The sequence below is a fragment of the Micromonospora sp. SD19 genome, assembly GCF_054462275.1.
This window is the reverse complement of record NZ_JBTLMN010000004.1, coordinates 281,291-307,098: the sequence shown is the minus strand read 5'-3', so window position 1 is coordinate 307,098 and position 25,808 is coordinate 281,291. Positions and strand designations below refer to the sequence as shown.

Here is a 25,808-nt window from a genome sequence, read left to right as displayed (position 1 = left end):
CGAGTGGAGCGTTGTAACACCCACTCGCGGAACGGCCCCGGGTCGGGCTCACCGGATGTGGCGAGCCCGACCCGGGGTCAGACCGTTCGGATCAGAGCTCGACCGAGGTGATGTCGATCTCGCCGACGTTGTTCAGCTCGAGCTTCTTGATCTTCTCCGAGTGGCCGGACTGCTGGCCGTAGAAGTAGACCGGGATGCTCGGGACGTCCTGGTCGACCTTCTCGACGGCCTTGGCGAACGCCTCGTGCGAGGCCTCCAGGCTCGGCGCGCCGCTGGCCTGCTTGGCCAGCGCGTCGACCTCGGGGTTGCTGTACAGACCGTCGTTGGAGGAGCCGTTGGTGACGAACAGGGGGTTCACCCAGTTCTCCACGTCCGGGTAGTCCTGCTGCCAGGCGGCGCGGTACGGGCCCTTCATGGTGTGGGCGTTGATGTTCTGGCGGAAGACCGCGAAGGTCGGCACGCCCTCAGCCCGAGCGTTGATGTTGAGGTTGGTCTTGATCTGCTGCGCGACGGCGTCCATCCAGTCCTTGTGGGCGGAGTCCGCGTTGTAGTAGAAGACCATCTCACCGGTGAAGCCACCGGCCTCGGCGAGCAGCGTCTTGGCCGTCTCCGGGTCGAACTTGCAGGCGGTGCAGTTGCCCGGCTTGGCGCCCGGGGTCAGCGGGTTCGCCCAGCTGTCGGCCGGCTTGCGGGTGCCGAAGAAGATCTTGTCCGAGATCTCCTGCCGGTTGACCGCCAGCGACACGGCACGACGCAGCTTCGGGTTCTGGAAGCGCTTGTCGTAGATCGGGAACGCGATGAACGCGGTCGACGGCGTGACGGTCGAGCGGCCCCGGTCACCGAGGTCGGTCTTCCACTTGTCACCGGCGAGCGCCGAGGTGGGGACAACCTCCATGAAGTCGAGGTTGTTCGCCAGCAGGTCGGCGTAGGCGGCGTTGTCGTCCTGGTACAGCTTGACGTCGACGTCCTTGATCTTCATCTTGTCGCGAAGATTGTAGTCGTCGAAGCGCGTCAGCTTGATGAGGGAGTTGTCCTCCCACGACACGAACTTCACCGGGCCGTTGGCGATCGGCTTGCGGCCGAACTCCTCGGGCTTCATGGTGAAGAACACGTCCGGCAGCGGCATGAAGGCGCTGTAGCCGAGCTTGGTCGGGAAGACCGCGGTCGGCGCCGACAGCGTGACCTCGAAGGTCTGCTCGTCGATGACCTTCAGGCCGGACATCTTGTCGGTCGTCGGCGTCGGGGCCTTCTTCGGGCCGTCCGGGCCGTCCGGGTCCGTGGTGTAGGTCTGGTCGAAGCCCGCGATGTCGGCGAAGAAGGTGCCGTTCTGCGCGCCGTTCGGCGAGTAGGCGGCCCAGTTCCAGGCGTCGACGAAGTTCTTCGCCTTGACCTCGGTACCGTCGTGGAACTTGGTACCGGCCTTGATCTTGATCGTGAAGACCTTGGAGTCCGTGGTGTTGATGGACTCCGCCAGCGCGTTACGCGGGGCCCCACCGTCGTTCGGGTACTCGACCAGGCCGGTCCACAGCCAGTCGACGATCTTCCCGCCGCCGGTCTCCGTGGTGTTCGACGGGACCAGCGGGTTCTCCGGCTGGACGCCGTGCACAACGATCGAGCCGTCCGCGCTGGCGGCAGTATCGCCGTCGCCGCCGCTCGAGCAACCGCTCGCGACAAGCGCGGCAGCCGCGCTGAGCGCGATGGCGCTCGTCGCCCGCTTCGAGACTCTCATTCCGAGGGGCCTCCTCTTTCTAACCAGGTTCCGTCGTGGGTTTCACGCACGTTTGGGGGTGACACCGCCCGACCACCCCGGGGCGCGGGTCGCCGGGACCACAGGGAAGTTGGGGACACCCCTGATGTTCCGATCCGCCGGGCTCCCTCACCAACGAGGCGCGACACGACGCAACCGACACAGCCACGGGCCGCCGTGATCGGCAGATTCGTGGTCGTGGGGCGTACGGAGTGCCACACACCGATGGTGAGGTGCTGCCACTGTGACACCCACTGGCCGCTTCCGTGAAGGTGCCGTTATCAAGCCGTTAGTTGCCCGCCACGTTGCCGATACTTGAAAAATGATCATAAAACGGTCGCCGCAGGCAGCGTTGAGCAGGAAATACGTTGCGCCGCCCGAACACGAGGCCTCAGCCCGTGCGCGTCCCCGAGGTCACCCGGGCCCGGTGGGACGTCCGTCACCACTCACGTTTCGAGCCATCCGGATGAGGGTGCCCAGGACTACCCGGCCACGATCACCGGCTGGGTGGACGAGGGTGCGCCGGACGTTTCTCTGATCCTCGCCGCTGGCGACCCACGTCAGACGAGCCGGCGATCCGCCGCCCACCGGGAGAGCTCGTAACGGTTGGACATCTGGAGCTTGCGCAGCACGTTGGACACGTGCGTCTCCACCGTCTTGATGGAGATGAACAGCTCCTTGGCGATCTCCTTGTACGCGTACCCCCGGGCCAGCAGCCGCAGCACCTCCCGCTCACGGTTGGTGAGCTGGTCCAGCTCCGGGTCGGCCACCGGGGCGTCCGGCCGGGCCGCGAAGGCGTCCAGCACGAACCCGGCCAGCCGTGGGCTGAACACCGCGTCGCCGTCGGCCACCCGACGGATCGCGGCAGCCAACTCGTCCGGGGAGATGGTCTTGGTGACGTACCCCCGGGCACCGGCACGGATCAGCCCGATCACGTCCTCCGCCGCGTCGGAGACGCTCAACGCCAGGAACTTGACCTGCGGATGGGTACGCCGCATCGCCTCCAGCACCGCGCGACCGCCACCGTCGGGCATGTGCACGTCGAGCAGGACCACGTCCGGGCCGACGGCGGCGATCCGGGTGACCGCCTCGGCCACCGTGCTCGCCTCGCCCACCACCTCGACGTGGGCGCCCAACTCCGCGCGCACCCCGGCCCGGAACATGGCGTGGTCGTCCACCAGGAACACCCGCAGCCGCTCGGGGCGGGCATCCGCCGGGTCGAGGTGCTCGGTCGACTGCTCGGCCATGGTCATCTGTTCCTTTCCGCTGCGGACGAGTCCCGGGAGATCGGCAGGATCAACCGGACCTCGGTCCCCTCCCCCGGGCCGGACCGGATTTCGGCCCGTCCGCCGTGCCGCTTCATCCGCCCGATGATCGAGCCGCGTACGCCGTGCCGGTGGTCCTCCACGGTATCCGGATCGAAGCCCTTCCCCCGGTCCCGAACGAAGACGCTGACCTGATCCGGCTCCACCTCGGCGTAGAGCGACACGGTCTGCACGCCGGCGTGCCGGGCCGCGTTCACCAGAGCCTCGCGGGCGGCCGCCACCAGTGCCCCGACCTTCTCGTCGGTCTCCCGATCGCCGACCACCACCGTCTCCACGCTGATCGCGAAGGTGTCCTCGACCTCGGCCGCGGCCTGCTCCAGGGCGGCGGCGAAGCGCTCGCTCGGCGAGGCGGTGGGCTTGTAGAGCCAGTTGCGCAGCGAACGCTCCTGCCCTCGGGCCAGCCGCTGCACGGTCTTCACGTCACCGGCGTTGCGCTGGATCAGGGCCAACGTGTGCAGCACCTGGTCGTGCACCATGGCGGCCAACTCGGCCCGCTCCTGCTCGCGGATGCGCCCCTCGCGCTCCGAGCGGAGCTGGCTGTACGTCCGCCAGAGCACCGGCGCGGCGACCACGCCGACGCCCGCCAGCCCGACCAGCGCGAAGATCACGCCGTTGATCACCGCGTCGAAGTTCTGTGCCGGCGAGTAGACGGCCGCGACACCGATGATGCCGACCGCGACCAGCACTCCACCGCCGATGAACCGGAGCACGAAGGCCCGGCGGTCGCTCTCCTCGACGACTGCGCCGAGCCAGGGCACCGGCATCGCGTCGCCCCACTGCCGCCGCCGCTCGGGCGCGGACTGGTGCCAGATGACCCCGGCGCCGACCGCGATGATCGCCACCAACCAGCCGGCGGTGCCCGCCGCGCCCACCGAGTCGAAGACCATCACCTGGATCAGCAGGACACCGAGCCCGATCCCCACGAACGGCAGGAGTTGGGCGACATCCCGCCGGGGCGGCACCGCAGTGTCACCGGGACGCAGCGGCACCACCGCCCAGAAGGCCGCGTAGAGCAGCAGACCGAGCCCGCTCAGCCCGAGCAGGACCATGAACGCGACGCGCACCCGCAGCACCGAGATGCCGAGGTGGTCGGCGATACCGGCGGCGACGCCGGCGGCCATCCGGTGCTCGGGGGCGCGGTAGAGCCGCGGGGGTGGGGTCACGGTGCTGCTGATCGGAGGCTCCCTGGTCACGGTGGCGGACAGGTCGAGGTCGGTGACTCGATCGTCACACGCTGCGGCGTCGGTGACCACGGGGACGCCCCCGACATTCCGGCCGCCGGATCTCAGGGTGGGGTCAGGGTCGGGTCCTGAGGTCGTTCGGGTGCGCCGGGCAGCAGGATCGAAGCATGACCGAGGAAGCTGCCCCGCCGCCCCGACCGGGGTCGGCACAGTCGGGCGGTTCAGCACCGCCCCCGCCCGCCACCACGCCCACCGAATGGACCGAGCCCCGCACCTTCGGTCCGCACGCTGGCACCGACGCGCCCGCCGACACCGCACCCGGCGATCCGGCCGACGGCTACGCGCCGCCCGCTGCGGGCTACGGTCCAGGCCCGGGGTTCGCGGCGGGCACCGGCTACGGTCCGGGCGGCACGCCACCCGGTGGTCCCGGACCGTCCGCACCGCCACCGCCGCTGGGCGGCACCAGCTTCACCTCACGGTACGGGCTGGTCCGACCGCGCGACGGGCGGTATCTGGCCGGGGTCTGCGCGGCCATCGGGCGCGCCACCAACACCGATCCGGTGCTCTGGCGGGTGCTGCTCGCGGTGCTCGGCTTCTTCGGGGGCATCGGCATTCTGGTGTACGTCGCCGCCTGGCTGATCATCCCGAACGAGGGCGACACCGCCTCCCCTGTCGAATCCATGCTCGGCCGCGGTCGCTCCAGCATGTCGCCGGTGACCGTGATCGTCCTGGGCATCCTGGTCGCGGCCAGCTTCGCGTACATCGTCACCGACGCCTTCCGCGCGGTGCTGCTCGGCGCCGCCATCCTGGTCGCCGGCGCGCTCCTGCTCAACCGGGACGGCCGCAACCCACGGCCCGGCAACCCGGGCGGTCCGCCACCGGCCGGCAACCCGGCCGGCCCGATCGTCCCACCGGTGGCCTGGCCCGCACCGTCGTACGGCGCGGCGCCGTCGACCAGCCCGGCGATGACGCCGCCGATGTTCGGCACCGGTCCGGGGTACGCCACCGCGACCACGGGGGCAGCCCCCACCGCCACCATCCCGGGGTACGACACGCCGCCGACCAGCGGCCCGCAGCCGGCCACCGCGACCCAGCAGGTGTCCGGGATGGGTCCGGTGTCCGGGCAACCGGCCGGCACGACGGCTGCCCAGCCCGGCTGGCCGAGCACCGCCATGCCCAGCTCCGGTTGGCCGTCGCCACCGGTGAGCAGCGCACCCGCTGCCCCGGCCGGCTATCCGACCGCCCCGCCGCCCTCCGGTTACCGCCCGCCGTTCGCGCCGCACGGCCCGTACGCTTCGCCGACCCCGGCCGCGCCGCCTCCGCCCAAGCCACCGAAGCCGCCGAAGCGCCCGAAGGAGCGGTCACCACTCGGCGCGGTGACCTTCTCGCTGATCTTCCTGGTGCTCGGTCTGGTCGCCCTGCTCGACCTGCTGGACGTCTTCGCCATCAGCGCCTCGGCGTACTTCGCCGCCGCGTTGGCCACCATCGCGCTGGGTCTGCTGGTCGGCACCTGGTTCGGGCGGGCCCGCTGGCTCATCGCGCTCGGCCTGGTGACCGCCGCGGCGCTGGGCACGGCTACCGTCGCCGAGTCCTACGACCGGATCCGAGGGGTCGACGGCGCGGTGACCTGGGCGCCCACCGACTACCGCGACCTGGCGGACCGGTACGAGAACAGCTTCGGTGACGCCGTGCTCGACCTGCGCGGGATCGACTTCGCGAAACGGGAGAGCCAGGTGACGGTGGCCGTCAACTTCGGCCAGGCGACAGTGGTCGTGCCTCCGAACGTCGACGTCACGACGGTGGCCGACGTCAACGCGGGTGACGCCACCGTCTTCGGCAACCGCTCCGGTGGCCTGGACGGCCGTCTGCGGGAATCCACCGACCTCGGCGCGGACGGGCCCGGTGGCGGGACCCTGCGCCTCTACATCCACGTCAACGCGGGCAACCTGGAGGTGACCCGGTGAAGGCTCACCGCACGGATCTGGTGTCGTTCGCCTTCGGGCTCGTGTTCCTGGCGCTGTCCGCCTGGTGGCTGCTCGCCCAACTGCTCGGGCTGGCGCTGCCGCCGGTCGGCTGGTTCCTGGCCGGCGCACTCATCCTGATCGGGGTCTTCGGGCTGGTCGGCGCGCTGCGCTCGGGTCGACCGAGCCAGCCGGAGCCGACCGCCGGGGTCGCCGAGGCCGTCGTGCCCGTTTCCGGCACGTCGGTCTCCGGTGCGCCCAGCTCCGGTACGCCCGCGCCGGTCTCCGGTGCCGCCACGTCGACATCCGGTGCGGCCCTGCCGGTCTGGGAGGCCGAACGCTCCACCTGGGACACCCCCTCCCCGGACCCGACGCGCATCTCGGACCCGACGTTCGCCTCGGACCGGTCGCTGGAGACGCCGACCGCCGAGGTGCGGGCGGAGGATGCGCCGATCACCGATGTGATCCACCCGGCCTGGCTGGCACATCCGCCGTCGGAGCCGCCGACCGAGCCGATCCCCGGCCGGTCCGGCGGCGCGGACGAGGAGCCGACTCTCGGGGTCCTCGCCCGCCCGGGGACGTCCGACGGGGACGAGCCGACCCGGTCCGACCAACCGGTCGCGGCCGGCGGTGACCACCCGGGCACGGCCGCCGCCGACGATGCGGCAGCCAGCGGCGGCGACCAGACCCGCGACGAGCGGGAGGGTCCGCGCCGGGAAGTCTGACCCCGGGCGCCTGACCCGCGTCGGTCCACCACAGCCGCACGGCGGTGGGACCGGCGCGGACGGGCGCATATGCTGGCCGGTGGAGATCTCGCCTCCGCCGGCCGGCCCGTCCCGCCCATGGCGGTCCCGCCGCGATTCCCGTCTCTACCCCCGTCAGGAGCCCGCCCGACATGACCCAGTCCCCCGCCGTGCGTACCACCGGCCGGTCCGGTCCGGTCCGCATCGGCGAGCGAGCCGCCCGTACCCTCGTCGCCGAGCTGGCCCGGATCAACGACGCCAAGGCCGCCCTGCTGGTCGGGGTGCACCCGGCCTCCGCGGTGCTGGCCGCGGCGATCGAGGCGCTGCTCCCCGGTGACCGGCTCACCGTGGTGCCCACCGAGCCGTTCGGCGCCGCCGCGCTGCGCGAGCACGTCGCCGCCCAGGGCCGCTGGGTCGCCGACCGGGTGAACGTCGTCGACTCGCTGGCCGAAGCCGAGCCCGCCGCGGTCGTCATCGCCGGTGAGGTGTTCACCGGCACCGCCGAGGCGACCCGCGGCGGCGTCGAAGGGCTGGCCAAGTACCTGATCGACGGGGCGGTGCTGAGCGTGGCGACAGTCGCCACGCCCGGCCGGACCGAGGGCGCCGCCGCCGAGCTGGCCCGACAGGACGCCCTCTATGGCGTCGGCGCCGACCTGGTGCTGCGCAACACGCCACCGGTACGGGTCTACCGACTGCGGTTCACCCCGGCCAGCCCGGCCACCGCCGACAGCCTGGCCCCCGCGTACCGGCCATCGAGTGTGCCGGTGACCCGGAGCATGCACATCGACTCCAACGGTGTGGCGGCGGCGGGCATCGCGCTGGGCCTCGCCGCGCTCACCCGGGTGGCGCGTCCGTCGTCCAAGCTGTGGCTGCTGCCGGCCCTGGCCGCCGGGCCGGTCGCCGCGTTCTTCCGGGACCCCGAGCGGGACGTGCCGGAGGACCCGAGCGCCGTGGTCGCCAGCGCGGACGGAAAGGTCCTGTCGGTTCAGCGGCTGCACGACGAGCGCTTCGGCGACGGCGAGTGGCTGCGAATCGCGGTGTTCCTGTCGGTGCTGGACGTGCACGTCAACCGCGCACCGGTCGCCGGCAAGGTGGTGGACTACTTCGTCGCCGACGGCGGCTTCGTCAACGCGATGAAGCCGGACGCCGAGCACAACGTCGCCGCGTACACCGTGCTGGACACCGCGCGCGGCACTGTGGTGGTCGCGCAGCGGACCGGGCTGATCGCTCGCCGGATCGTGCAGCGCGCGCCGATCGGCGCACTGCTGGCCAAGGGCGAGCGCTTCGGGCTGATCCGGTTCGGCTCCCGGACCGACGTCTACCTGCCCGCCGAGACCGCGGACCCGCTGGTCGGGCCGGGCGACAAGGTGGTCGGTGGGTCCACGGTCATCGCCCGCTGGCGCTGACCCGCTGACGACGAACGGGGCGCCGCGGTCCGCGGCGCCCCGTTCTGTCTGCTCAATCAGGCGGTACGACGCTGCCGCAGCCAGAGAACCGGCCCGCTGACCAGGTAACCCACCACGATCAGGGCGAACGTCAGCCGGATGTCGACCAGTGCGCCGATCACCGGAGCCAACCAGAGCCACGGCGGCAGCTTCACCAGGCGGGCGAGCTTGGCGTACGGGAAGCTCGACACCATCGCGAACGCCAGCAACGCCACCCCGGCGACCAGCACGGCACCGGGCACCGGCAGGCCGATCGCCACCGTCACGGCGAGCACCGCGGCGGCCATGGTGGTGGGCACACCGCAGAAGAAGCGGCCGTCCTTCGGCGAGACGTTGAACCGGGCCAGGCGGATCGCGGCACACGCGGCGACCAGGGCGCAGGCCACCGCCGCCGCGGCCGTGGAGACCGAGCCGGCGAGCGACGCGTAGACCACGACCGGCGCGGCCAGGCCGAACGAGCACATGTCGGCCAGTGAGTCCATCTGAGCGCCGAACGGGCTGGCCACGCCGAGGCGTCGGGCCAGCGCGCCGTCCAGACCGTCGAAGCCGACGCAGGCGATCAGGCAGAGCGCGGCCATGCGCACCTCACCCTGCATGGCCAGGAAGATGGCCAGCATGCCGAGCATCAGGCTGGCCAGCGTGCAGGCGTTGACCAGGCCGAACTTCATCCGGCGCGCGATGGTGCGCTCGCCGGGAAGCAGCGGGATCGAGCGGGCCTCGTCGACCTGCGCCATCGGCGGCATCGCCGGGCTGACCGGTACGACCGCGTCGATGTCCGCCCGGTCCAGGCCCAGTGTCGGGTCCACACCCAGCGTCGGTCGGCTGAGCCGGTCCAGGCCGTAACGACGGCGCTGCCGGTCGGCGTACCGGTGCTCGGTCGGGGTCAGGTCGGTCGGGTGCAGGTCGCCGTCGCGGCGACCGACCCGGACCAACAGCACCTGGCGGGCGAACGTGCTGCTGCGGCGCAACCGGCCCGCCCAGCGACGCCCTGCGGGGCGCGGACTGTCAGTAGTACGACGCCGGCGCCATGGGGCTCTCGGCACGTTTCCTCCATCACCGGATCTGCTGGCCGCCGTGGGGCGGTGTCCGGCTGTCTCGTGCCGGACCTTGCATGGCCCGGCAGCCGTTTTGCGGAGTACACCATCGCATAGGGGAACATGGCTTGGCGATAGCTGCCGGCGGTACTTATAACTGGCTTAAACCGCTCGAACCGCTCGCTTGTTCCCATCCCGGGCCTCATCGCCCGTTTCCTCCATCATTCCCGCCTTTGACTGTACCGGAGGGTCACCAACTCGGCTCAGTGAGCCGAGTGCTATCGGCCACTCTGTCCGATTGCCACGGCAGCGATGTCGCTCAACGGCAGGTCAACCGCCTCGGCCCGGGTGAACCACCCCGCCCGGGCCGTCGACCCTCCGGCGGCTTCGGTGACCGTCGCGTCAGTAGGTACGTCCACCAACACCCGATAGATCACCCGTACGCCATGCCAGTCCAGCGGACGACCCTCCGGGCCGTACGCGGCCGGATTGTGCAGGTTGTTGACGCCGAGGAGCTCCACCACCCGGCCCACCTGCCCACCCTCCTCGACGAGCTCCCGGAGCAACCCGGTGGCTGGCTGCTCACCGTGATCGGTGCCACCGCCGGGCAGATGCCAGAGACCGGCCCCCGGATAGCCCTGCGCGATCTGCGTCAGCAGAATCCGCCCAGCAGGGTCGGTGACCAGCCCGTACGCCCCGAAGCGCAGCCGACGATCGGGGTGTGGCGGCGCAGTCGGATGCCGCAGCCGGTGCGTCCCGGGCGGCAGTGGGGTGACCGGCACACCGAGCGCCTCGGCGGTGAACGGGGTCAGCGGCACCTGCGCCACCTCCGCCGGGGAGAGCCAGCGAGACTGATCAACCAGACCAGCCCCGGCCTCGGGCTGCGCGCCTTGGGGCTGCGCATCCTGCGGCTGAGCCGCCTGGGGTCGCGGGGCATCGGACAGAGCGCCGTGGGGCGTGCTGAGTTCAAACAACAGCCGGTCGGTGTGCAGCGAGATCCTGCCCTCCGAAGAAGTGGCCACATCGGCGACCACCGCGAGCAGTCGAGACACCGTCACCGTCAACCCGACCTGTTCGGCGACCTCGCGGACCACTGCACGCTCCGGGTCCTCGGCATGCCCGACGGCACCGCCCGGCAACCGCCAGAGACCCGGGAATTCGCCTTCAACCCCGTCCCGAACCACCAGGACACGGCCCGAATCCCTGATGAGCCCGTAGACCCCGACCCGCCGCATCAATTGCACCTTTGCTCGCCCCCGCTTCGCACCCCATGCCGTTGATCATGAAGTTATCGCCATCCATCTCGCACTCTGACAATAACTTCATGATCAACGCGAGGTGGCGCATGGGAACCCACGGAGCTGGCGAACCGGCGTCACTCAGGACGAAGCGTGATCCACTCGGGTTCACGGAAGGCGCGGTGTCCCGCGCGCCGGGATACCGCGCCTTCAAGGAACCCGAGTTGATCAAGGGGGTGAGGCCAGTCGATCACAGGGCGAGGCCACTGCGCAGCGGCGGGGCGCGACCACGGGCAGCCGGCGGCAAGCCGGCAGGTCGTGCCGGACGGGGGCGCGACCGTTGGGCCGTCTCCTCGTAGACCGGCCGGGGTCAGGTTAGCTGGGCCGCCTGCACCGCCTCGGCGGTCACCTCGGTGAGGCGGTCGGTGGGGAGCGCGCCCAACTCCTCGCGGCCGAACCAGCGGGCCTCGCAGGTGGAGCCGCCCACGTCAGCCACGGTCAGCGGATTGGGCTGGTCGACGACGACCCGGTAGAAGGCGCGTACGCCGTGCCAGTCGATCGGGTAGCCCTCCGGGCCGAGCGAGGCGGCGTCGCGGTGGCTGGCCACGCCGAGCAGTTCGACGAGGCGGCCGGTCTGCCCGGTCTCCTCGACCAACTCCCGGATGAGGGCCGCGCCGGGCTGCTCACCGTAGTCGGTGCCGCCGCCGGGCAGGTGCCAGCAGCCGGCACCGGGGTAGCCGTCGGAGACCCGGGTGAGCAGGACGCGACCGGCCGGGTCGGTGCAGACCGCGTACGCGGCGAAGCGCTGGGCCCGGTGCAGCCCGTCGGGGCCGGGCACGGCGTAGAAGGAGGGGAACTCGGGTGCCTCGTCGGGCACCACGTCGGCCGAGGAGGCGGGCAGCCCGAGGGCGCGTGCGGTGAACGAGCGCAGCGGCAGCTCGCGCGCCTCGTCGAGGGTGTACCACCGGGCGAGGTCGGTGGGGCGTTCGCCGGCCCGGTCCGCGAGGGTGCCGCCGCGCACGGCCACCCGGTAGATCAGCCGGTCGGTGTGGATGGTGATGCCGCGATCCGGGAGTGCCCGCATGTCGGCGAGCACGTCGGCCAGCCCGGAGACGGCGACCGAGAGGCCGGTTTCGGCGGCGGTCTCACGGACGACGGTGTGGTTCGGGTCCTCGCCGTGGTCGACGGCCCCGCCGGGCAGCGACCACGCCCCGGGGGTCCCGGAGTGCTCCGATGCGCGGACCAGCAGGACGCGGCCGCTTGAATCAGCACAAACTGCGTATGCCGCGATCCTGCGGAGCGGCTTGAGCAAGGTGGTCACGGAAGCAAATTCTCCCCGGGCCGGGTTACCGGAACGGAAAAGAGTCGGATTCCTGACTGTCCGGCCCCGATCAGGGATTGGTCAGGGTAATGATCCGGGCGGTCACCGAGGGCGGGGCGGACGCCAGCGCGGACCGTGGGGGTATGACATCGACCACCGCACCCCACGCCCCGTACAAGCAGCTTCGGCGACCCACCACCGACCGCATGGTCGCGGGGGTCGCCAGCGGCATCGGCCGCTACTTCGACATCGACCCCACACTGGTCCGGGTGATCTTCGCGGTCACCGGCCTGCTCACCGGCGGGCTCGCGCTGTTCGCGTACCCGATCATGTGGTTCCTGATGCCGGAGGAGCCCGCCGGCGCGCCGGCCTGGCCGCACGCCGCGGGCGTCGCGCCGCAGAACGGCCCGCCGCCCACCGCCGGGCCCGCGCCCGGCGGCCCACCGCAGGGGTACGCCCCGACGCCGCCCTACCCGCCGACGACCCCGTCCAGCCCGCCGCCGGCCGCCTGAGCGGCGCTCACTCCCACTCGATGGTGCCCGGCGGCTTGCTGGTGACGTCCAGGACCACCCGGTTGACCTCGGCGACCTCGTTGGTGATCCGGGTGGAGATCCGGGCCACCACGTCGTAGGGCAGCCGGGACCAGTCGGCGGTCATCGCGTCCTCGCTGGAGACCGGGCGCAGCACCACGGGGTGCCCGTAGCTGCGCCCGTCTCCCTGCACACCGACGCTGCGCACGTCGGCGAGCAGCACCACCGGGAACTGCCACACGCCCCGGTCGAGGCCGGAGGCGGTCAACTCCTCGCGGGCGATCAGGTCGGCCTGGCGAAGCAGGTCGAGGCGCTCCTGGTCGACGGCGCCGATGATCCGGATGGCGAGGCCGGGGCCGGGGAACGGGTGCCGCCAGACCATTGCCTCGGGCAGACCCAGCTGGAGGCCGAGCGCTCGGACCTCGTCCTTGAACAGGGTGCGCAGCGGCTCGACCAGCGCGAACTTCAGGTCCTCCGGGAGGCCGCCGACGTTGTGGTGGCTCTTGATGTTGGCGGTGCCGGTGCCGCCGCCGGACTCCACCACGTCGGGGTAGAGGGTGCCCTGGACGAGGAACTCCACGTCGCCGTGCGCGGCGATCTCGCGGGCCGCCGCCTCGAAGACCCGGATGAACTCCCGGCCAATGATCTTGCGCTTCTGCTCCGGGTCGGTCACCCCGGCGAGCGCGCCGAGGAACCGGTCGGCGGCGTCGACCACCTTCAGCTTGATGCCGGTGGCGGCGACGTAGTCCTTCTCCACCTGCTCGGCCTCGCCGGCGCGCAGCAGGCCGTGGTCGACGAAGACGCAGGTGAGCTGGTCACCGACCGCCTTGTGCACCAGCGCCGCGGCGACCGCCGAGTCCACCCCGCCGGAGAGGCCGCAGATGACCTCCTTGTCGCCGATCTGGGCGCGGATCCGGGCGACCTGCTCGTCGATGATGTTCTCGGGCGTCCAGGTCGGCTCGATGCCGGCGATGTCGTAGAGGAAACGGGTCAGCATCTCCTGGCCGTGCGCGGTGTGCCCGACCTCCGGGTGGAACTGCACGCCGGCCCGCCGGCCGGCCAGGTCCTCGAATGCCGCGACGGGGGCGCCCGCCGACTCGGCGGTCACCGTGAAGCCCTCGGGCGCCTCGGTGACGCAGTCGCCGTGGCTCATCCACACCGGCAGGTCGGCCGGCAGGTCCCGCAGCAGCACACCGGGGTCGAGCAGGCGGGGGCGCAGCGGGGTGCCGCCGTACTCACGGTTGCCGGTCCTGGTGACCGTGCCGCCGAGCGCCTGGGCCATTGCCTGGAAGCCGTAGCAGATGCCGAAGACCGGCACGTCGGCGTTGAACACCCCCGCGTCGATCTGCGGCGCGTCCGGGGCGTAGACGCTGGCCGGGCCGCCGGACAGGATGATCGCGGCGGGGTTCTTCGCCAGCATTTCGGCGATCGGCATCGAGTGCGGCACGATCTCGGAGTAGACCTTCGCCTCACGGACCCGACGGGCGATGAGCTGGGCGTACTGGGCTCCGAAGTCCACCACGAGGACAGGGCGAGGCAGGCTCATGTGCACAAAGCCTACCGAGTGTCACCCCCGCTCCCGGCACCGGCTCGCCAGCAATCCACTCTCCCCGCGATCTTGCACTTTCTGTCCCGACAAAAGCCACGAATGCCGCGTAACGACGACCGAAAGTGCAAGATCGCGGAAGTGGCGGCGGGTCACTGTCGCAGCGCGCCTGGGGCGCCCGGGGGGACCGCCGGGTTCCTCGGGGGTACGGGGGCCAGCCGGCGGTACGGGCCGCCGAGCGGCGGTCGGGGATCTTCTTCGCCCTTGTTCGGCCAGAAGGACATGGCCCGTTCCGCCTGGGCGGTGATCGTCAGGGAGGGGTTCACGCCCAGGTTGGCCGAGACCGCCGCGCCGTCGACCACGTGCAGCCCGGCGTGCCCGTACACCCGGTGCCAGGGATCGATCACTCCGTCGGCCGCTGTCGCGCCGATGACCGCCCCGCCCAGGATGTGCGCGGTCACCGGGATGTCGAACGGCTCGGTGAGCGAGCCGCCGGCGGTGCCGCCGATCTCGTCGGCGAGCAGCCGGGCCGCTGTGTTGCCGGCCGGGATCCAGGTCGGGCTCGGGGTGCCGTGACCCGGGCCGGTGACCAGCCTGCGGCCCAGTGGGCCACGCCGCCACCGGGTGGTCAGCGAGTTGTCCACCGACTGCATGACCAGGGCGATCACCGTCCGTTCCGACCAGCCCCGGACCGACACCATCCGGGCAGCCAACCTGGGCTGCCGCACGATGCTGCCCAGCCAGCGGCGTACCCGGTGCGGGCCGCCGTCGACCAGCAGCGACTGGAGCAGCCCCATCGCGTTGGAGCCGCGCCCGTAGCGGACCGGCTCGATGTGCGTCTGCGGGTCGGGGTGGAACGAGCTGGTGATGGCCACCCCCTCGGTGTAGTCCAACCGCTCGGAGCGGGCCCGCTGTCGTGGCACCGAGGCGCCGAGGATCGCCTCCGAGTTGGTTCGGGTCAGCTCGCCGAGGCGGGGCGAGAGCCCGGGTAGCGCCGCGTCGGCGCGCATCGCGTGCAGCAGCCGCTGGGTGCCGAGCGCCCCGGCGGCGAAGACCACCTGGTCGGCGTGGATGACCTGCCGGCCCCGGCGCAGCCAGGCGCCGGTGCGTTCGGTGTGCACCTGGTAGCCGCCGCCGTCGGCGGGCCGAACGGCGGTCACGGTGGTCAACGGGCGGACCGTGACCCCGAGCCGCTCGGCGAGCCAGAGGTAGTTCTTGACAAGCGTGTTCTTCGCCCCGTGCCGGCAACCGGTCATGCACGAGCCGCAGTGCGTGCAGCCGGTGCGCTCCGGGCCGGCGCCGCCGAAGTACGGGTCCGCGACCCGCTGGCCGGGCCGGCCGATGTGCACGCCCACCGGGGTGGCGTGGAAGGTGTGCCCCACCCCCATCCGCTCGGCCACCGCCCGCATGGCCCGGTCCGCACCGGTGTGCACGGGGTACGTGGTGACGCCGAGCATCCGTTTCGCCTGGTCGTAGTGGTGGGCCAACTCGTCGCGCCAGTCGGTGATGTCCCGCCACTGCGGGTCGTCGTAGAAGGCCGGCAGCGGTTCGTAGAGGGTGTTCGCGTAGACCAGCGAACCGCCGCCCACCCCGGCGCCGGAGAGCACCAGCACCCCACCGCCGGATCGTCGGTCGGCCGGGCGGAGCAGGGTGAGTCGTTGGATGCCGTAGCAGCCCAGCTTCGGTGCCCAGAGGAACCGGCGGACCCGCCAGGACGTCTGCGGGAACTCCTCGTCGGTGAAGCGGCGGCCGGCCTCCAGCACCGCCACCGAGTAACCCTTCTCGGCGAGTCGGAGCGCGGTGACGCTGCCACCGAAGCCGGACCCGATGACGACCACGTCGTACCGCATGAAGGCATCATTACTCGTGAGTAGCGCTCGCGCCAGCGGCACTTTTCGCGCGATCATGCTCCGGCCGACCGACCCGGCGCCTCCCGGCCGCAACCCGGAGCACCCGTCGGAGCGTTGTTCACCAGACGGGTGGGAGGAATCCACATGGTTCTCGGGTCGATGGCACCACGCCGACGGTGGCTGCTGCTGGGGCTCACGGCCCTCGCCGTGGTCGCGCTGATCGCGGCCGGCGCCGTGGTGGCCACCCGGCTGACCGGTGACAACACGCCGGGCGGCGCTCCGGTGGCCGGCTCACCGACCCCGTCGCCGGTCGGCACGCCCACCCCGAGCCCCAGCGGTCCACCGCCGGGCGCGGACATCACCGGCCCACTCAACCTGCTGCTGGTCGGTGTGGACACCCGGGTCAGCGTGCCCGGATGGGAGCCGCACTCGGACGCCGTGCTGGTGCTGCACGTACCCAAGGGACTGAACCGGGCGTACCTCTTCTCACTCCCCCGCGACCTGCTCGTGGACATCCCGGCGTTCCCGAAGGCCGGCTACAAGGGCGGCAAGACCAAGCTCACCCACGCGATGAGCTTCGGCAGCCGGGTGCCGGGCAAACCCAAACAACCCAGCACCGCCCAGGGGTACGAGCTGCTGCGCAGCACGGTCAGCGGTTACACCGGGCTGCGCATCGACGCTGGCGCGGTGCTCACGTTCAACGGGTTCGACCGGCTGGTCGACGAACTGGGCGGGGTGGACATCTACGTCGACCAGCGGGTCGAGTCGCTGCACCGTCGACCGGACGGCAAGTACCGCGAGCCCGCGCCGGGCGGGTACAAGGGGCCGCAGCAGGTCTACGAGAAGGGCGAGCGGCACCTCAACGGCTGGCAGGCGCTGGACTACGCGCGGCAGCGCTACATCACCGGCGGCGACTACGCCCGGCAGCGTCACCAGCAGCAGCTGATCCGGGCGATGACCCGCAAGATCCTGGACGAGGGCCTGGCCAAGCAACCGGAGCGCGTCGACAAGGTGGTCTCCGCGCTGGGCGACACGTTGGTCTACGTCGGCGGACGCCGGATCGTCGACATCGCGTACGCCCTCAGTGGCCTGCCGGAGAACCGGTTCACGCTGGTCGGGCTGCCCGGTTCCGGCGTCGGCAAGGGCAGCGCCTACCGGGGCGAGCAGCTGACCACCGAGGGCCGCACGTTCCTCACCGAACTGCGCGCCGGTCGCGCCGACGCGTACCTGGCCGCCCACCCCAAGCTGGTCGTCAAGAACTGACAGCCGTTCAGAGCCGCTTGGGCAGGGCGGGCTTCTTGGTGCCGTAGAGCCAGGCGTCGAAGAGCGCGTCGAGCTTCTTGCCGGAGACCCGTTCGGCGAGGGCCACGAACTCGGCGGTGGTGGCGGTGCCGTCGCGCTTCTCCGCCGCCCAGGTCTTGATGATGTCGAAGAAAGCCTCGTCGCCAACGGCCACCCGCAGGGCGTGCACCGTCATCCCGCCGCGCTGGTAGACCGACTCGCTGAACAGCTTCTCCGCACCCGGCTTGCCCGGCGGTGTCTGCCACACCTGCGCGGACATCTCGACGTAGCGGGTGTCGAACGCCTCCTTGGCGGTGTACTCGTCGGTGTGCTCCGCCCAGAGCCACTCCGCGTACGTCGCGAAGCCCTCGTTGAGCCAGATGTCCTCCCACTTGGCCAACGCGACGCTGTCGCCGAACCACTGGTGGGCCAACTCGTGGGCGACGACCTCGGTGTTCTCGCCCTGCCGGAAGAAGCTCGCCGCGTACACCGGTCGGCTCTGCGTCTCCAGGGCGTAGGAGATCCGGCTGTCGGAGATCACCACACCGCCGTACGCGTCGAACGGGTACGGCCCGAACACGCTCTCCAGGTAGTCGGCCACTTCCACGGTCCGGGCGATCGACGCGTCGGCGCTCCCCTTGGCCAGGTTGGTGGTGACAGCGTTGTAGACCGGGCGGCCCTTGTGCTCACCGGTGGTGATCCGGAACTTGCCGATCACCAGCGTGCTCAGATAGCTGGCCATCGGCGACTTCTCCGACCACTTCCAGGTGGTCCAACCGCCCGAGCTGACCTTCCCGCCGGGAACGCCGTTGCTGATCGCGGTCAGCCCGTCCGGAACGGTGACCTCGAAGTCGTAGGCCGCCTTGTCCGACGGGTGGTCGTTGACCGGGAACCAGGTGCTGGCCGATTCGGGCTGACCCAGCGCGATGGCACCGTCGGCGGTGTGCAGGAAGCCGCCGTCACCGAGCGTCTCGTTCTTCAACGGCTTCGGCTTGCCGGCGTAGGTGATCTCGACGACGAACCCGTTGCCGTTGATCAGGCCGGACGCCGGCTTGATCACCAGCTCGTTGCGCTTGCGGCTGTGCGTCGCCGGTGCGCCGTCCACGGTGACCGCGCTGACGGTCAGGCCGGCCAGGTCGAGGTTGAACGTCGACAGGTCGGTGGTCGCGGTGGCCCGCACCGTGGTCGTACCCGTCAACTGGTCCTTGGCCGGGTCGTAGCGCACCTTCACGGTGTACCGGCCGACGTCGTAGCCGCCGTTGCCGTAGGTCGGGAAGTAGGGGTCGCCGACCCCGTCGGCACCCGCCGTGAACGTCCGCGCCGTGGTGGAGGACGTGCTCGGTGACGGTGCCGTCTCCGGGCCCGTCGAGTCGCATCCGGACAGTGCCAGCGCACCGGTCACCACCAGAGCGGCACCCGTCCGCAGTCTGTGCCGCGTCCCCCGCATCCCACACCCTCTCCGCACGGTGGCCGGTCACGGCCTCCGCCGCTCCGCACGAACGGGCGCCTACCCGCCGTTCACCGGCGGCAGCATATCGACCGGGCGGCCGGGCCGGGTCACGGCAGTGTGGGGGCCGACCCACCCACCAGCCAGGCGTCGAAGAGCGGGCGCAGTTGCCGCTGCGCGACCCGCTCGGCCAGCGAGACGAGGTCCGCGGTGGTCGCGTTGCCTCCCGCCCGCTCGGCGGTCCAGGTGCGCAGGATGCGGAAGAAGAGGTCGTCACCGACGGTGCGGCGCAACGCGTGCACGGCGAGCGCACCCCGCTTGTAGACGGCAGTGCCGAACATCTGCTCCCGGCCCGGCTCGACCGACGGCTGCCTCCAGTCGGTCGCCGCGTACTGCATTTCGAAGTTGCGCTGGGCGGTCCGGCCGCCGTCGTGCTCCTCCCACAGCCACTCGGCGTAGCTGGCGAAACCCTCGTTGAGCCAGATGTCACCCCACCTGGTCAGTGACACGCTGTCGCCGAACCACTGGTGCGCCAGCTCGTGTGCGACGACGCTCGGGTTCGGCCGGTCGTCGGCGAAGAAGGCCGGCCCGTAGACCGGTCGGGACTGGGTCTCCAGGGCGTACCCGACCCGGTCGTCGGCGATCACGATCCCCCCGTACGAGTCGAACGGGTACGGGCCGAAGCGGCTGGCCAGGAAGTCGGCGATCGCGCCGGTGCGGGCCAGCGAGGTGGCCGCCCCACCGGTCGCCGGCAGGCTCGCGGCCACCGCCGTCACCATCGGCCGGCCGGCGTGCGTGCCGGTCACCACCCGGTAGTCACCGATCACGAGGGTGCTCAGGTAGCTGGCCATCGGGGTGCGCTCCGACCACCGCCAGGTGGTCCACCCGTCGGCGCTGCTCCTCGGCAGCGGCACGCCGTTGCTCAGCGCGGCCAGGCCGTCCGGGACGGTCACCGCCAGCTCGTAGGTGGCCTTGTCCGAAGGGTGGTCGTTGACCGGGAACCAGGTGGCGGCCGAGTGGGGTTGGCCGAGCGCCACCGCGCCGTCGCTGGTGTGCAGGAAACCGCCGCTGCCCAATGCCCCGTCGTTGACGGCAGTCGGTACGCCCGCGTAGTCGACGGTCACGGTGAACTGCCGCCCCCGCGGTACGCCGTCGCGGGGCGTCACCACCAGTTCGCCGTCGCCGCGCCGGTACTCGGCCGCCGCGTCGCCCACGCTGACCGCGCCGACCTCCAGGCCGGCCAGGTCCAGGTTGAACCGGGACAGGTCCTGGGTGGCGGTGGCGGTGATGACGGCCTTCCCGGTCAGCCGGTCGGTCGACGGGTCGTAGCGGACGTCGAGGCCGTAGTGCGCGACGTCGTAGCCGCCGTTGCCGCGCCCCGGCACGTACGGGTCGCCGACGTCGGCCGCGCCGGGCCGGAAGCCGTCGCGCTCATTGCCCGTACAGCCGGCCGCGACCAGCCCGAGGACGCAGGTCAGCGCGGCGGCGACCCGCAGTCTCCGTCCGGTCAGGACCATGCGCACTCCTCCTGCGGCACTCCGCTCAGGCCGAGCCTAGTCAGCATCGCGGGCCGCGCGGCCGGTATCGACGATCATCAGTAACTTTCGTTGAATCAAACAAAAGACGCCGTCGATCGAACCTTTCTTTCGACTTAGACCGACGTTAGTGTCTGTTCCCGACCACCGTCGCGAAAGGTGGAACCATGCCCGACCACACCGCCCCCGACGCCACCCCCACCGGCCGACTCAGCCGTCGGTCCCTGCTCGCCGCGTCCGCCGGCGCCGCCGCCGCGATCGGCGCGGCCGGCCTGCCCGTCCTGGCCACCGGCACCCCCGCGCTCGCCAACCCCAAGAGCAAGCTGCGGGTCGAACCGCTGATCCCGGCGAAGAACCGCGGCATCATCCTCTACAGCGTCCGCGACCGGATCACCGCCGCGCCCGACGACAGCGGAGTCCCGTACGGCTTCGAGCGCGTCCTCGCCCGACTCGCCGAAATCGGTTACAAGGAGATCGAGTTCGCCGGCTACACCCAGAGCACCGAGATCCTGGGCCGGCAGATCACCCCCGCCGAGATCCGCAAGATCCTCGACGACAACGGCCTGGTGGCCAACGGCACCCACGCCACGATCCAGCCGGCCACCTTCCAGCAACAACTGGACATCGCCGAGGAACTCGGCATGAAGAACATCGGCACCGGCAGCGACCCGACCAACAGCGCGTACAAGGCCGAGTGGGACGCCGCCGCGGACATCTGGAACGAGCTGGGCCGGCAGGCCAGGGCCCGGGGCATGCGGCTCTACACGCACAACCACGACGCCGCGTACAGCTTCCTGATCGACCGGGGCCCGCGCGACGCGCAGGGCCGGCAGACCCGGTCCTCCGGCATCCGCCGCCTGGAGTACTTCTTCGAGATCACCGACCCGCGGTACGTCTTCTTCGAGCTGGACATCTACTGGGCCTACGTGGCCCGCTACAAGCACCAGAAGTACATCAACCCGGCCGGCCAGGAGGTGACCGACCTGTTCGACCCGATCCTCACCGTGGCCGACCGGACCACCCGGTTCCCGCTCTTCCACGCCAAGGACGGCGACCGGGACACCAGCGTCCCCAACGGGTACCAGATGACCCCGCTGGGCGACGGCGACCTCAACTTCCAGCAGTTCTTCCAGACCATCGGCGAGCGCAACTTCCACCACGCCAACTGGGAGATGGACACCGCCCCCGGCGGCGCTGACAACAAGGGCCAGTCGCTCGACTTCGCGGCGACCAGCTACCGCAACATGTCCGACCTGACCATCTACCTGGAGAAGTGACTCTCCGCTGAACGCGACGAAGGCCGGCCCGTGCGGGCCGGCCTTCGGACGTCAGGAGCGGTCAGCGGTCGAGGACCAGACCGACCTTCTGGAACTCCTTCAGGTCGCGGTAACCACACTTGGCCATCGCCCGACGCAGCCCGCCGAACAGGTTCAGCTGACCGTCGGCCTCGTCGGCCGGCCCGAAGAGCAACTGCTCCATCGACCCGAGCGGCTCACCGGAAACCTCGAAGGCACCCCGGGGCAGCGACGGGTGGCTCGCCGCCGAGTGCCACCAGGCACCACCGGCGGGGGCCTCCTCGCACAGCGACAGCGGCTCACCGAGCATCACCGCGTCAGCGCCGCAGCCGAGCGCCTTGGCGATGTCACCCGAGGTCTGGATGTCACCGTCGGCGATCAGGTGCACGTACCGGCCGCCGGTCTCGTCCAGGTAGTCACGGCGGGCCGCCGCGGCGTCGGCGATCGCGGTGGCCATCGGCACCCGGATGCCCAGCACCGACTCGGTGGTCGACCACTCGTCACCACCGATGCCCACGATCACCCCGGCCGCGCCGGTGCGCATCAGGTGCAGCGCCGTCTTGTAGTCGGTGCAGCCACCGACGATCACCGGCAGGTCGAGGTCGGCGATGAACTCCTTGAGGTTCAGCGGCTCGTCAGTGGTCGACACGTGCTCGGCCGAGACGATGGTGCCCTGGATGACCAGGATGTCCACACCGGCGTCCAGGATCACCGGCGCCAGCGCCAGGGTGTGCTGCGGGGAGACCCGCACCGCCACCGTGCCGCCACCGGCGCGCAGCTCACGGACCCGCTCCGCGATCAGGTCCGGGCGGATCGGCTCCGCGTACACCTCTTGGAGCCGCTTGGTGGCGCGGGCGTCCTCGTCGAGGCCGGCCAGCTCGTCCAGCACCTTCGTCGGGTTCTCGTAGCGGGTCCAGAGCCCCTCCACGTTGAGCACGCCGAGGCCGCCGAGCTGACCGAGACGCACCGCCGAGGACGGGCTCATGGTGGCGTCGGAGGGGTGGCCGACGCACGGAATGCCGAACGGGTACGCGTCGAGCTGCCAGGACGTCGACACGTCGTCGACGTCCCGGGTGCGGCGGCTCGGCACGATGGCGATGTCGTCCAGGTGGTAGCCGCGCTGCGCGGTCTTGCCCAGCCCGATCTCGACCACGTCACGCATGGGGGACTCCAGGTGGTTGGGGGTGGTGGGTCAGCGGGTGTGGTAGTTGGGCGCCTCGACGGTCATCTGGATGTCGTGCGGGTGGCTCTCCTTCAGGCCGGCCGCGGTGATCCGGATGAGCTGGCCCCGGCGGTGCAGATCGGGGATGTTCTCCGCACCGGCGTACCCCATGGCCAGTCGCAGACCGCCGACCAGCTGGTGGGCCACCCGGGAGAGCGGCCCCCGGTAGGGCACCTGGCCCTCCACGCCCTCCGGGACCAGCTTGTCGTCGCTGAGCACGTCCTGCTGGAAGTAGCGGTCCTTGCTGTACGACTTGGCCTGACCCCGGGACTGCATCGCGCCGAGCGACCCCATCCCGCGGTACGTCTTGAACTGCTTGCCGTTGACGAAGATCAGCTCGCCGGGGCTCTCCTCGCAGCCGGCCAGCAGGCTGCCGAGCATCACCGTGTCGGCGCCGGCGACCAGGGCCTTGGCGATGTCACCGGAATATTGAATGCCGCCGTCGCCGATCACCGGCACGCCGGCCGGGCGGGCGGCCCGGGCCGCCTCCATGATCGCGGTCACCTGCGGCACGCCGACCCCGGCGACGATCCGGGTGGTGCAGATCGCGCCCGGCCCCACACCCACCTTGACGCCGTCGGCGCCGGCGTCGACGAGCGCCTTCGCGCCGGCGTACGTGGCCACGTTGCCGCCCATGACGTCGACCGCCACGTCGGCCTTGAGCCGGCGGACCATGTCCAGCACGGCCCGCTGGTGACCGTGTGCGGTGTCCACGATCAGCACGTCCACGCCCGCGTCGACCAGGGCACGGGCCCGCTTGTAGGCGTCCTCACCGACACCGATGGCGGCGGCGACCCGCAGACGACCGGCGTCGTCCTTGCTGGCGTCCGGGTACTGCTCGCTCTTGGTGAAGTCCTTCACCGTGATCAGGCCGCGCAGTCGGCCCGAGTCGTCGACGATCGGCAGCTTCTCGACCTTGTGCTGACGCAGCAGGGCCAGAGCGTCGTCCTTGCTCACCCCGACCCGGGCCGTGATCAACGGAGTGCGGGTCATGATCTCGCGGACCGGGGTGTTCGGCTCAGAGACGAAACGCATGTCCCGGTTGGTGACGATGCCCACCAGCTGGCCGTCGCCGTCCACCACCGGAACGCCCGAGATGCGGTACCGCCCGCACAGCTCGTCGACCTCGCGCAGCGTGTCGTCCGGGCTGGCGGTCACCGGGTTGGTGATCATGCCGGACTCGGAGCGCTTGACCAGGTCGACCTGGAGGGCCTGGTCCTCCATGGAGAGGTTGCGGTGCAGCACACCGATGCCGCCCTGACGGGCCATGGCGATCGCCATCCGGGCCTCGGTCACCGTGTCCATGGCGCTGGACAGCAGCGGAATGGACAACTCGATGTTGCGGGTGAGCTTCGTCCGGGTGTTGACCCGGCTGGGCACCACGTCCGACTCGCCCGGCTGGAGCAGCACGTCGTCGAAGGTCAGACCGAGCGGAACCACCCGGGCGGAGCCGGCCGGCAGCTCAGGCAGGTGGCCGCCCAGGTCGGCGTGCTCGACGCCGGCCGGAAGATCGGTGCTGGGCGAATTTTCCACGATTGCTCCCCTGAGCTGCTCGGATGGGCTTCAGCGAGGTGGCGCGGGCGGGCACCGGAGCGCGCCGCGGTGCCGGCACGTCGCTTCATCGTACCCAGTGAGCTGGGCGACCCGTCCGTGGCAGGCCGGCCCGGCGCGGAGGCCGGGGGGCGGACGTTCGCGCCGCGTTGGGTCTACGGTGAGGGGGTGCACGACGAGCCCATCGACCCGTTCAATGGCGACCCGGCCGATCCGACAGCGGGTCTGGATGACCCGGGCGATGACGCGACGCCGGATCCGCTGACCGACGTCGAGCGGCAGGATGTGCTGGAGGACCTCGCCGACCTGGAGATCTACCAGGCGCTGCTGGCCCCGATCGGGGTCCGCGGGCTGGTGATCGAATGCGAGGACTGCCGGGAGCCGCACTACTTCGACTGGGACCTGCTCCGCGGCAACCTGCGGCACCTGCTCAACTCCGGCCGACCCCGGGTGCACGAGCCCGCGTACGACCCCGACCCGGATCACTATGTGACCTGGGACTACGCCCGGGGGTACGCCGACGGGGTGCACGACACCCTGTCCGAGGGCACCGAGGACGAGCCGGGCGCCCCGACCGCCACCAAGTGACGACACCGGCGCGCGGCGTACCCCTGCTCTCGGGTGCCGTGCGGGCGTGCCCCGCTTCCGCGCGGCGTGCCCTGCGGCGGCGCTGCGCGGACGTCAGGCCACCAGACCGGCGCGGAACCCCGCTGCCACCGCGTGCGCCCGGTCCCGGGCACCGAGCTTGCGGAACAACCGGCGGGCGTGCGTCTTGACGGTGTCCTCCGACACGAACAGCTCCCGGCCGATCTCCGCGTTGCTCTTGCCCTCGGCCATGCCCAGCAGCACCTGAAGCTCACGCTCGGTGAGGCCGATGGACGCCCGACTGGGTCGCGCGTTCGGGACGGGACGGCCCGGGTCGGTCTGCGCCGCCGGCTCGCCGGTCCCCGCCTCCGCCTCGTCGTCGCCCCGCTGCACCGGCACCGACGCCAGACCGGCCGACCCGTCAGCGGCCGTCGCCGTCCAACCGGGCTCACCGGAACCGCGCGGCGCCGGCCCGGAGCGACCGGAACCACCCACCGCCGCCGCGTCGCGGGCCGGATCGGTGCTTCGCTGCCGGGAGGCTCGACCGGGCGCGGTGAGCAGCAGTAGGGCCTTCGCCACCGCGCTGGTCAGGTCGTGGTCGACATTCTGGATGAGCCCCCGGGCGCCGGCACTGATGGTGGCCGCCGCGGCCTCGGACTCCTCGGTGCCGAGCAGCAGCACCGCTGCCTGCGGGGCCCGCGCCAACACCCGGCGGACGAAGCCGGCGCTGTCCGGCCGGGTGAGGGCGGTGTCCGCCAACACCACGTCGGCCGGCCGCTCCGCCAGCCGCAGCATCACCTCGGGATCAGAGACGGCGGTACGAACGATCGCGGACAACCCCAGCCGCGCGGCAGCAGAAGTAAGGTGCTGGGCCGCGAGCGGTGTCCGAACGCACACAAGGACGGTACGCACTGTGGTCTCCTCTCCGCCAACGAGCAGACCATGACGCGGTCGGCTGGGGAGGTGGTTCC

The 25,808-nt window shown here is 71.4% G+C and carries 19 protein-coding genes and 1 pseudogene; 7 read left to right on the top strand and 13 right to left on the bottom strand.

The genetic code is table 11. From position 1 onward, the window contains the following. Nucleotides 1–91 precede the first annotated feature (91 nt). The 3 genes from ACX27O_RS17010 to ACX27O_RS17000 all read right to left on the bottom strand — a co-directional run bounded on the left by ACX27O_RS17010 (nt 92) and on the right by ACX27O_RS17000 (nt 4,265). Nucleotides 92–1,729, bottom strand: coding sequence for a peptide ABC transporter substrate-binding protein (locus tag ACX27O_RS17010; RefSeq protein ID WP_210857759.1), 1,638 nt, complete (start codon nt 1,727–1,729; stop codon nt 92–94). Nucleotides 1,730–2,307: 578 nt separating this feature from the next. Then, the gene (locus tag ACX27O_RS17005; RefSeq protein ID WP_030337843.1) at nt 2,308–2,994 is read right to left on the bottom strand and encodes a response regulator; all 687 of its coding nucleotides are present in this window, start codon (nt 2,992–2,994) and stop codon (nt 2,308–2,310) included. Nucleotides 2,995–2,996: 2 nt separating this feature from the next. Then, nucleotides 2,997–4,265, bottom strand: coding sequence for an ATP-binding protein (locus tag ACX27O_RS17000; RefSeq protein ID WP_030337844.1), 1,269 nt, complete (start codon nt 4,263–4,265; stop codon nt 2,997–2,999). A gap of 155 nt (nt 4,266–4,420) precedes the next feature. Here ACX27O_RS17000 and ACX27O_RS16995 point away from each other — a divergent pair, with 155 nt between their 5' ends. The 3 genes and pseudogenes from ACX27O_RS16995 (at nt 4,421) to ACX27O_RS16985 (ending at nt 8,363) form a co-directional block, all read left to right on the top strand. Beyond that, entirely contained in the window at nt 4,421–6,217 is a 1,797-nt protein-coding gene (locus ACX27O_RS16995; protein ID WP_210864714.1) for a PspC domain-containing protein, read from the top strand. Further along, nucleotides 6,214–6,397: pseudogene (locus ACX27O_RS16990) on the top strand (hypothetical protein); the annotation flags it as partial. The gene ACX27O_RS16995 and the pseudogene ACX27O_RS16990, both read left to right, overlap by 4 nt. 712 nt (nt 6,398–7,109) lie before the next feature. Beyond that, nucleotides 7,110–8,363: a phosphatidylserine decarboxylase gene (locus ACX27O_RS16985; protein WP_387222676.1), complete on the top strand. Its 1,254-nt coding sequence runs from the start codon at nt 7,110–7,112 to the stop codon at nt 8,361–8,363. Between the two features lie 56 nt (nt 8,364–8,419). Here ACX27O_RS16985 and ACX27O_RS16980 read toward each other — a convergent pair whose 3' ends face one another. The 3 genes from ACX27O_RS16980 to ACX27O_RS16970 form a co-directional block, all read right to left on the bottom strand. Next, nucleotides 8,420–9,370 (bottom strand): CDP-alcohol phosphatidyltransferase family protein, encoded by a 951-nt coding sequence (locus tag ACX27O_RS16980; RefSeq protein ID WP_030337848.1) that lies wholly within the window; start codon nt 9,368–9,370, stop codon nt 8,420–8,422. A gap of 344 nt (nt 9,371–9,714) precedes the next feature. Beyond that, a complete protein-coding gene (locus ACX27O_RS16975) occupies nt 9,715–10,680 on the bottom strand; it encodes an NUDIX hydrolase (RefSeq protein WP_156058008.1) in 966 nt (321 codons plus the stop codon). A 364-nt stretch (nt 10,681–11,044) separates the two neighbouring features. Next, a complete protein-coding gene (locus tag ACX27O_RS16970) occupies nt 11,045–11,995 on the bottom strand; it encodes an NUDIX hydrolase (protein WP_030337850.1) in 951 nt (316 codons plus the stop codon). Nucleotides 11,996–12,138: 143 nt separating this feature from the next. Here ACX27O_RS16970 and ACX27O_RS16965 point away from each other — a divergent pair, with 143 nt between their 5' ends. Continuing rightward, nucleotides 12,139–12,507 carry a PspC domain-containing protein gene (locus tag ACX27O_RS16965; RefSeq protein WP_030337851.1) on the top strand — a complete coding sequence of 123 codons (369 nt, stop codon included), beginning with the start codon at nt 12,139–12,141 and terminating at the stop codon, nt 12,505–12,507. 7 nt (nt 12,508–12,514) lie between these two features. On the opposite strand, the gene guaA is transcribed toward ACX27O_RS16965, so the two are convergent. Both guaA and ACX27O_RS16955 read right to left on the bottom strand, forming a co-directional pair. Next, nucleotides 12,515–14,071, bottom strand: a complete 1,557-nt coding sequence (gene guaA, locus ACX27O_RS16960) for a glutamine-hydrolyzing GMP synthase (RefSeq protein ID WP_458939728.1) — start codon at nt 14,069–14,071, stop codon at nt 12,515–12,517. A gap of 152 nt (nt 14,072–14,223) precedes the next feature. Further along, complete coding sequence (locus tag ACX27O_RS16955) at nt 14,224–15,921, bottom strand: FAD-dependent oxidoreductase (RefSeq protein WP_458939727.1); 1,698 nt, start codon at nt 15,919–15,921, stop codon at nt 14,224–14,226. Nucleotides 15,922–16,065: 144 nt separating this feature from the next. Between ACX27O_RS16955 and ACX27O_RS16950 the strand changes: the two genes are divergently transcribed. Then, a complete protein-coding gene (locus tag ACX27O_RS16950) occupies nt 16,066–17,184 on the top strand; it encodes an LCP family protein (protein ID WP_458939726.1) in 1,119 nt (372 codons plus the stop codon). A gap of 7 nt (nt 17,185–17,191) precedes the next feature. Here the strand turns inward: ACX27O_RS16950 and ACX27O_RS16945 are convergent, their stop codons facing one another. Both ACX27O_RS16945 and ACX27O_RS16940 read right to left on the bottom strand, forming a co-directional pair. Further along, nucleotides 17,192–18,649, bottom strand: a complete 1,458-nt coding sequence (locus ACX27O_RS16945; RefSeq protein ID WP_458939725.1) for a M1 family metallopeptidase — start codon at nt 18,647–18,649, stop codon at nt 17,192–17,194. Between the two features lie 110 nt (nt 18,650–18,759). Further along, nucleotides 18,760–20,166, bottom strand: coding sequence for a M1 family metallopeptidase (locus tag ACX27O_RS16940; RefSeq protein WP_458939724.1), 1,407 nt, complete (start codon nt 20,164–20,166; stop codon nt 18,760–18,762). 185 nt (nt 20,167–20,351) lie between these two features. Between ACX27O_RS16940 and ACX27O_RS16935 the strand changes: the two genes are divergently transcribed. Further along, complete coding sequence (locus ACX27O_RS16935) at nt 20,352–21,461, top strand: sugar phosphate isomerase/epimerase family protein (protein ID WP_030337857.1); 1,110 nt, start codon at nt 20,352–20,354, stop codon at nt 21,459–21,461. A 61-nt stretch (nt 21,462–21,522) separates the two neighbouring features. On the opposite strand, the gene ACX27O_RS16930 is transcribed toward ACX27O_RS16935, so the two are convergent. Further along, a complete protein-coding gene (locus ACX27O_RS16930) occupies nt 21,523–22,641 on the bottom strand; it encodes a GuaB3 family IMP dehydrogenase-related protein (RefSeq protein ID WP_030337858.1) in 1,119 nt (372 codons plus the stop codon). 30 nt (nt 22,642–22,671) lie between these two features. Further along, nucleotides 22,672–24,234, bottom strand: a complete 1,563-nt coding sequence (gene guaB, locus ACX27O_RS16925) for an IMP dehydrogenase (protein ID WP_030337859.1) — start codon at nt 24,232–24,234, stop codon at nt 22,672–22,674. A 186-nt stretch (nt 24,235–24,420) separates the two neighbouring features. Here guaB and ACX27O_RS16920 point away from each other — a divergent pair, with 186 nt between their 5' ends. Next, entirely contained in the window at nt 24,421–24,840 is a 420-nt protein-coding gene (locus ACX27O_RS16920; protein ID WP_030337860.1) for a DUF5319 domain-containing protein, read from the top strand. A 93-nt stretch (nt 24,841–24,933) separates the two neighbouring features. Here ACX27O_RS16920 and ACX27O_RS16915 read toward each other — a convergent pair whose 3' ends face one another. Beyond that, nucleotides 24,934–25,749: a helix-turn-helix transcriptional regulator gene (locus ACX27O_RS16915; protein ID WP_030337861.1), complete on the bottom strand. Its 816-nt coding sequence runs from the start codon at nt 25,747–25,749 to the stop codon at nt 24,934–24,936. Nucleotides 25,750–25,808 lie beyond the last annotated feature (59 nt).

Bases quoted from the DNA above. Each gene is read 5' to 3' on its own strand.
- ACX27O_RS17010 (WP_210857759.1), bottom strand. From the start codon at position 1,729: ATGAGAGTCTCGAAGCGGGCGACGAGCGCCATCGCGCTCAGCGCGGCT.
- guaA (WP_458939728.1), bottom strand. From the start codon at position 14,071: ATGAGCCTGCCTCGCCCTGTCCTCGTGGTGGACTTCGGAGCCCAGTAC.
- ACX27O_RS16985 (WP_387222676.1), top strand. From the start codon at position 7,110: ATGACCCAGTCCCCCGCCGTGCGTACCACCGGCCGGTCCGGTCCGGTC.
- ACX27O_RS16935 (WP_030337857.1), top strand. From the start codon at position 20,352: ATGCCCGACCACACCGCCCCCGACGCCACCCCCACCGGCCGACTCAGC.
- ACX27O_RS16945 (WP_458939725.1), bottom strand. From the start codon at position 18,649: ATGCGGGGGACGCGGCACAGACTGCGGACGGGTGCCGCTCTGGTGGTG.
- ACX27O_RS16995 (WP_210864714.1), top strand. From the start codon at position 4,421: ATGACCGAGGAAGCTGCCCCGCCGCCCCGACCGGGGTCGGCACAGTCG.
- ACX27O_RS16955 (WP_458939727.1), bottom strand. From the start codon at position 15,921: ATGCGGTACGACGTGGTCGTCATCGGGTCCGGCTTCGGTGGCAGCGTC.
- ACX27O_RS16930 (WP_030337858.1), bottom strand. From the start codon at position 22,641: ATGCGTGACGTGGTCGAGATCGGGCTGGGCAAGACCGCGCAGCGCGGC.
- ACX27O_RS16940 (WP_458939724.1), bottom strand. From the start codon at position 20,166: ATGGTCCTGACCGGACGGAGACTGCGGGTCGCCGCCGCGCTGACCTGC.
- ACX27O_RS16965 (WP_030337851.1), top strand. From the start codon at position 12,139: ATGACATCGACCACCGCACCCCACGCCCCGTACAAGCAGCTTCGGCGA.
- ACX27O_RS17005 (WP_030337843.1), bottom strand. From the start codon at position 2,994: ATGGCCGAGCAGTCGACCGAGCACCTCGACCCGGCGGATGCCCGCCCC.
- ACX27O_RS16950 (WP_458939726.1), top strand. From the start codon at position 16,066: ATGGTTCTCGGGTCGATGGCACCACGCCGACGGTGGCTGCTGCTGGGG.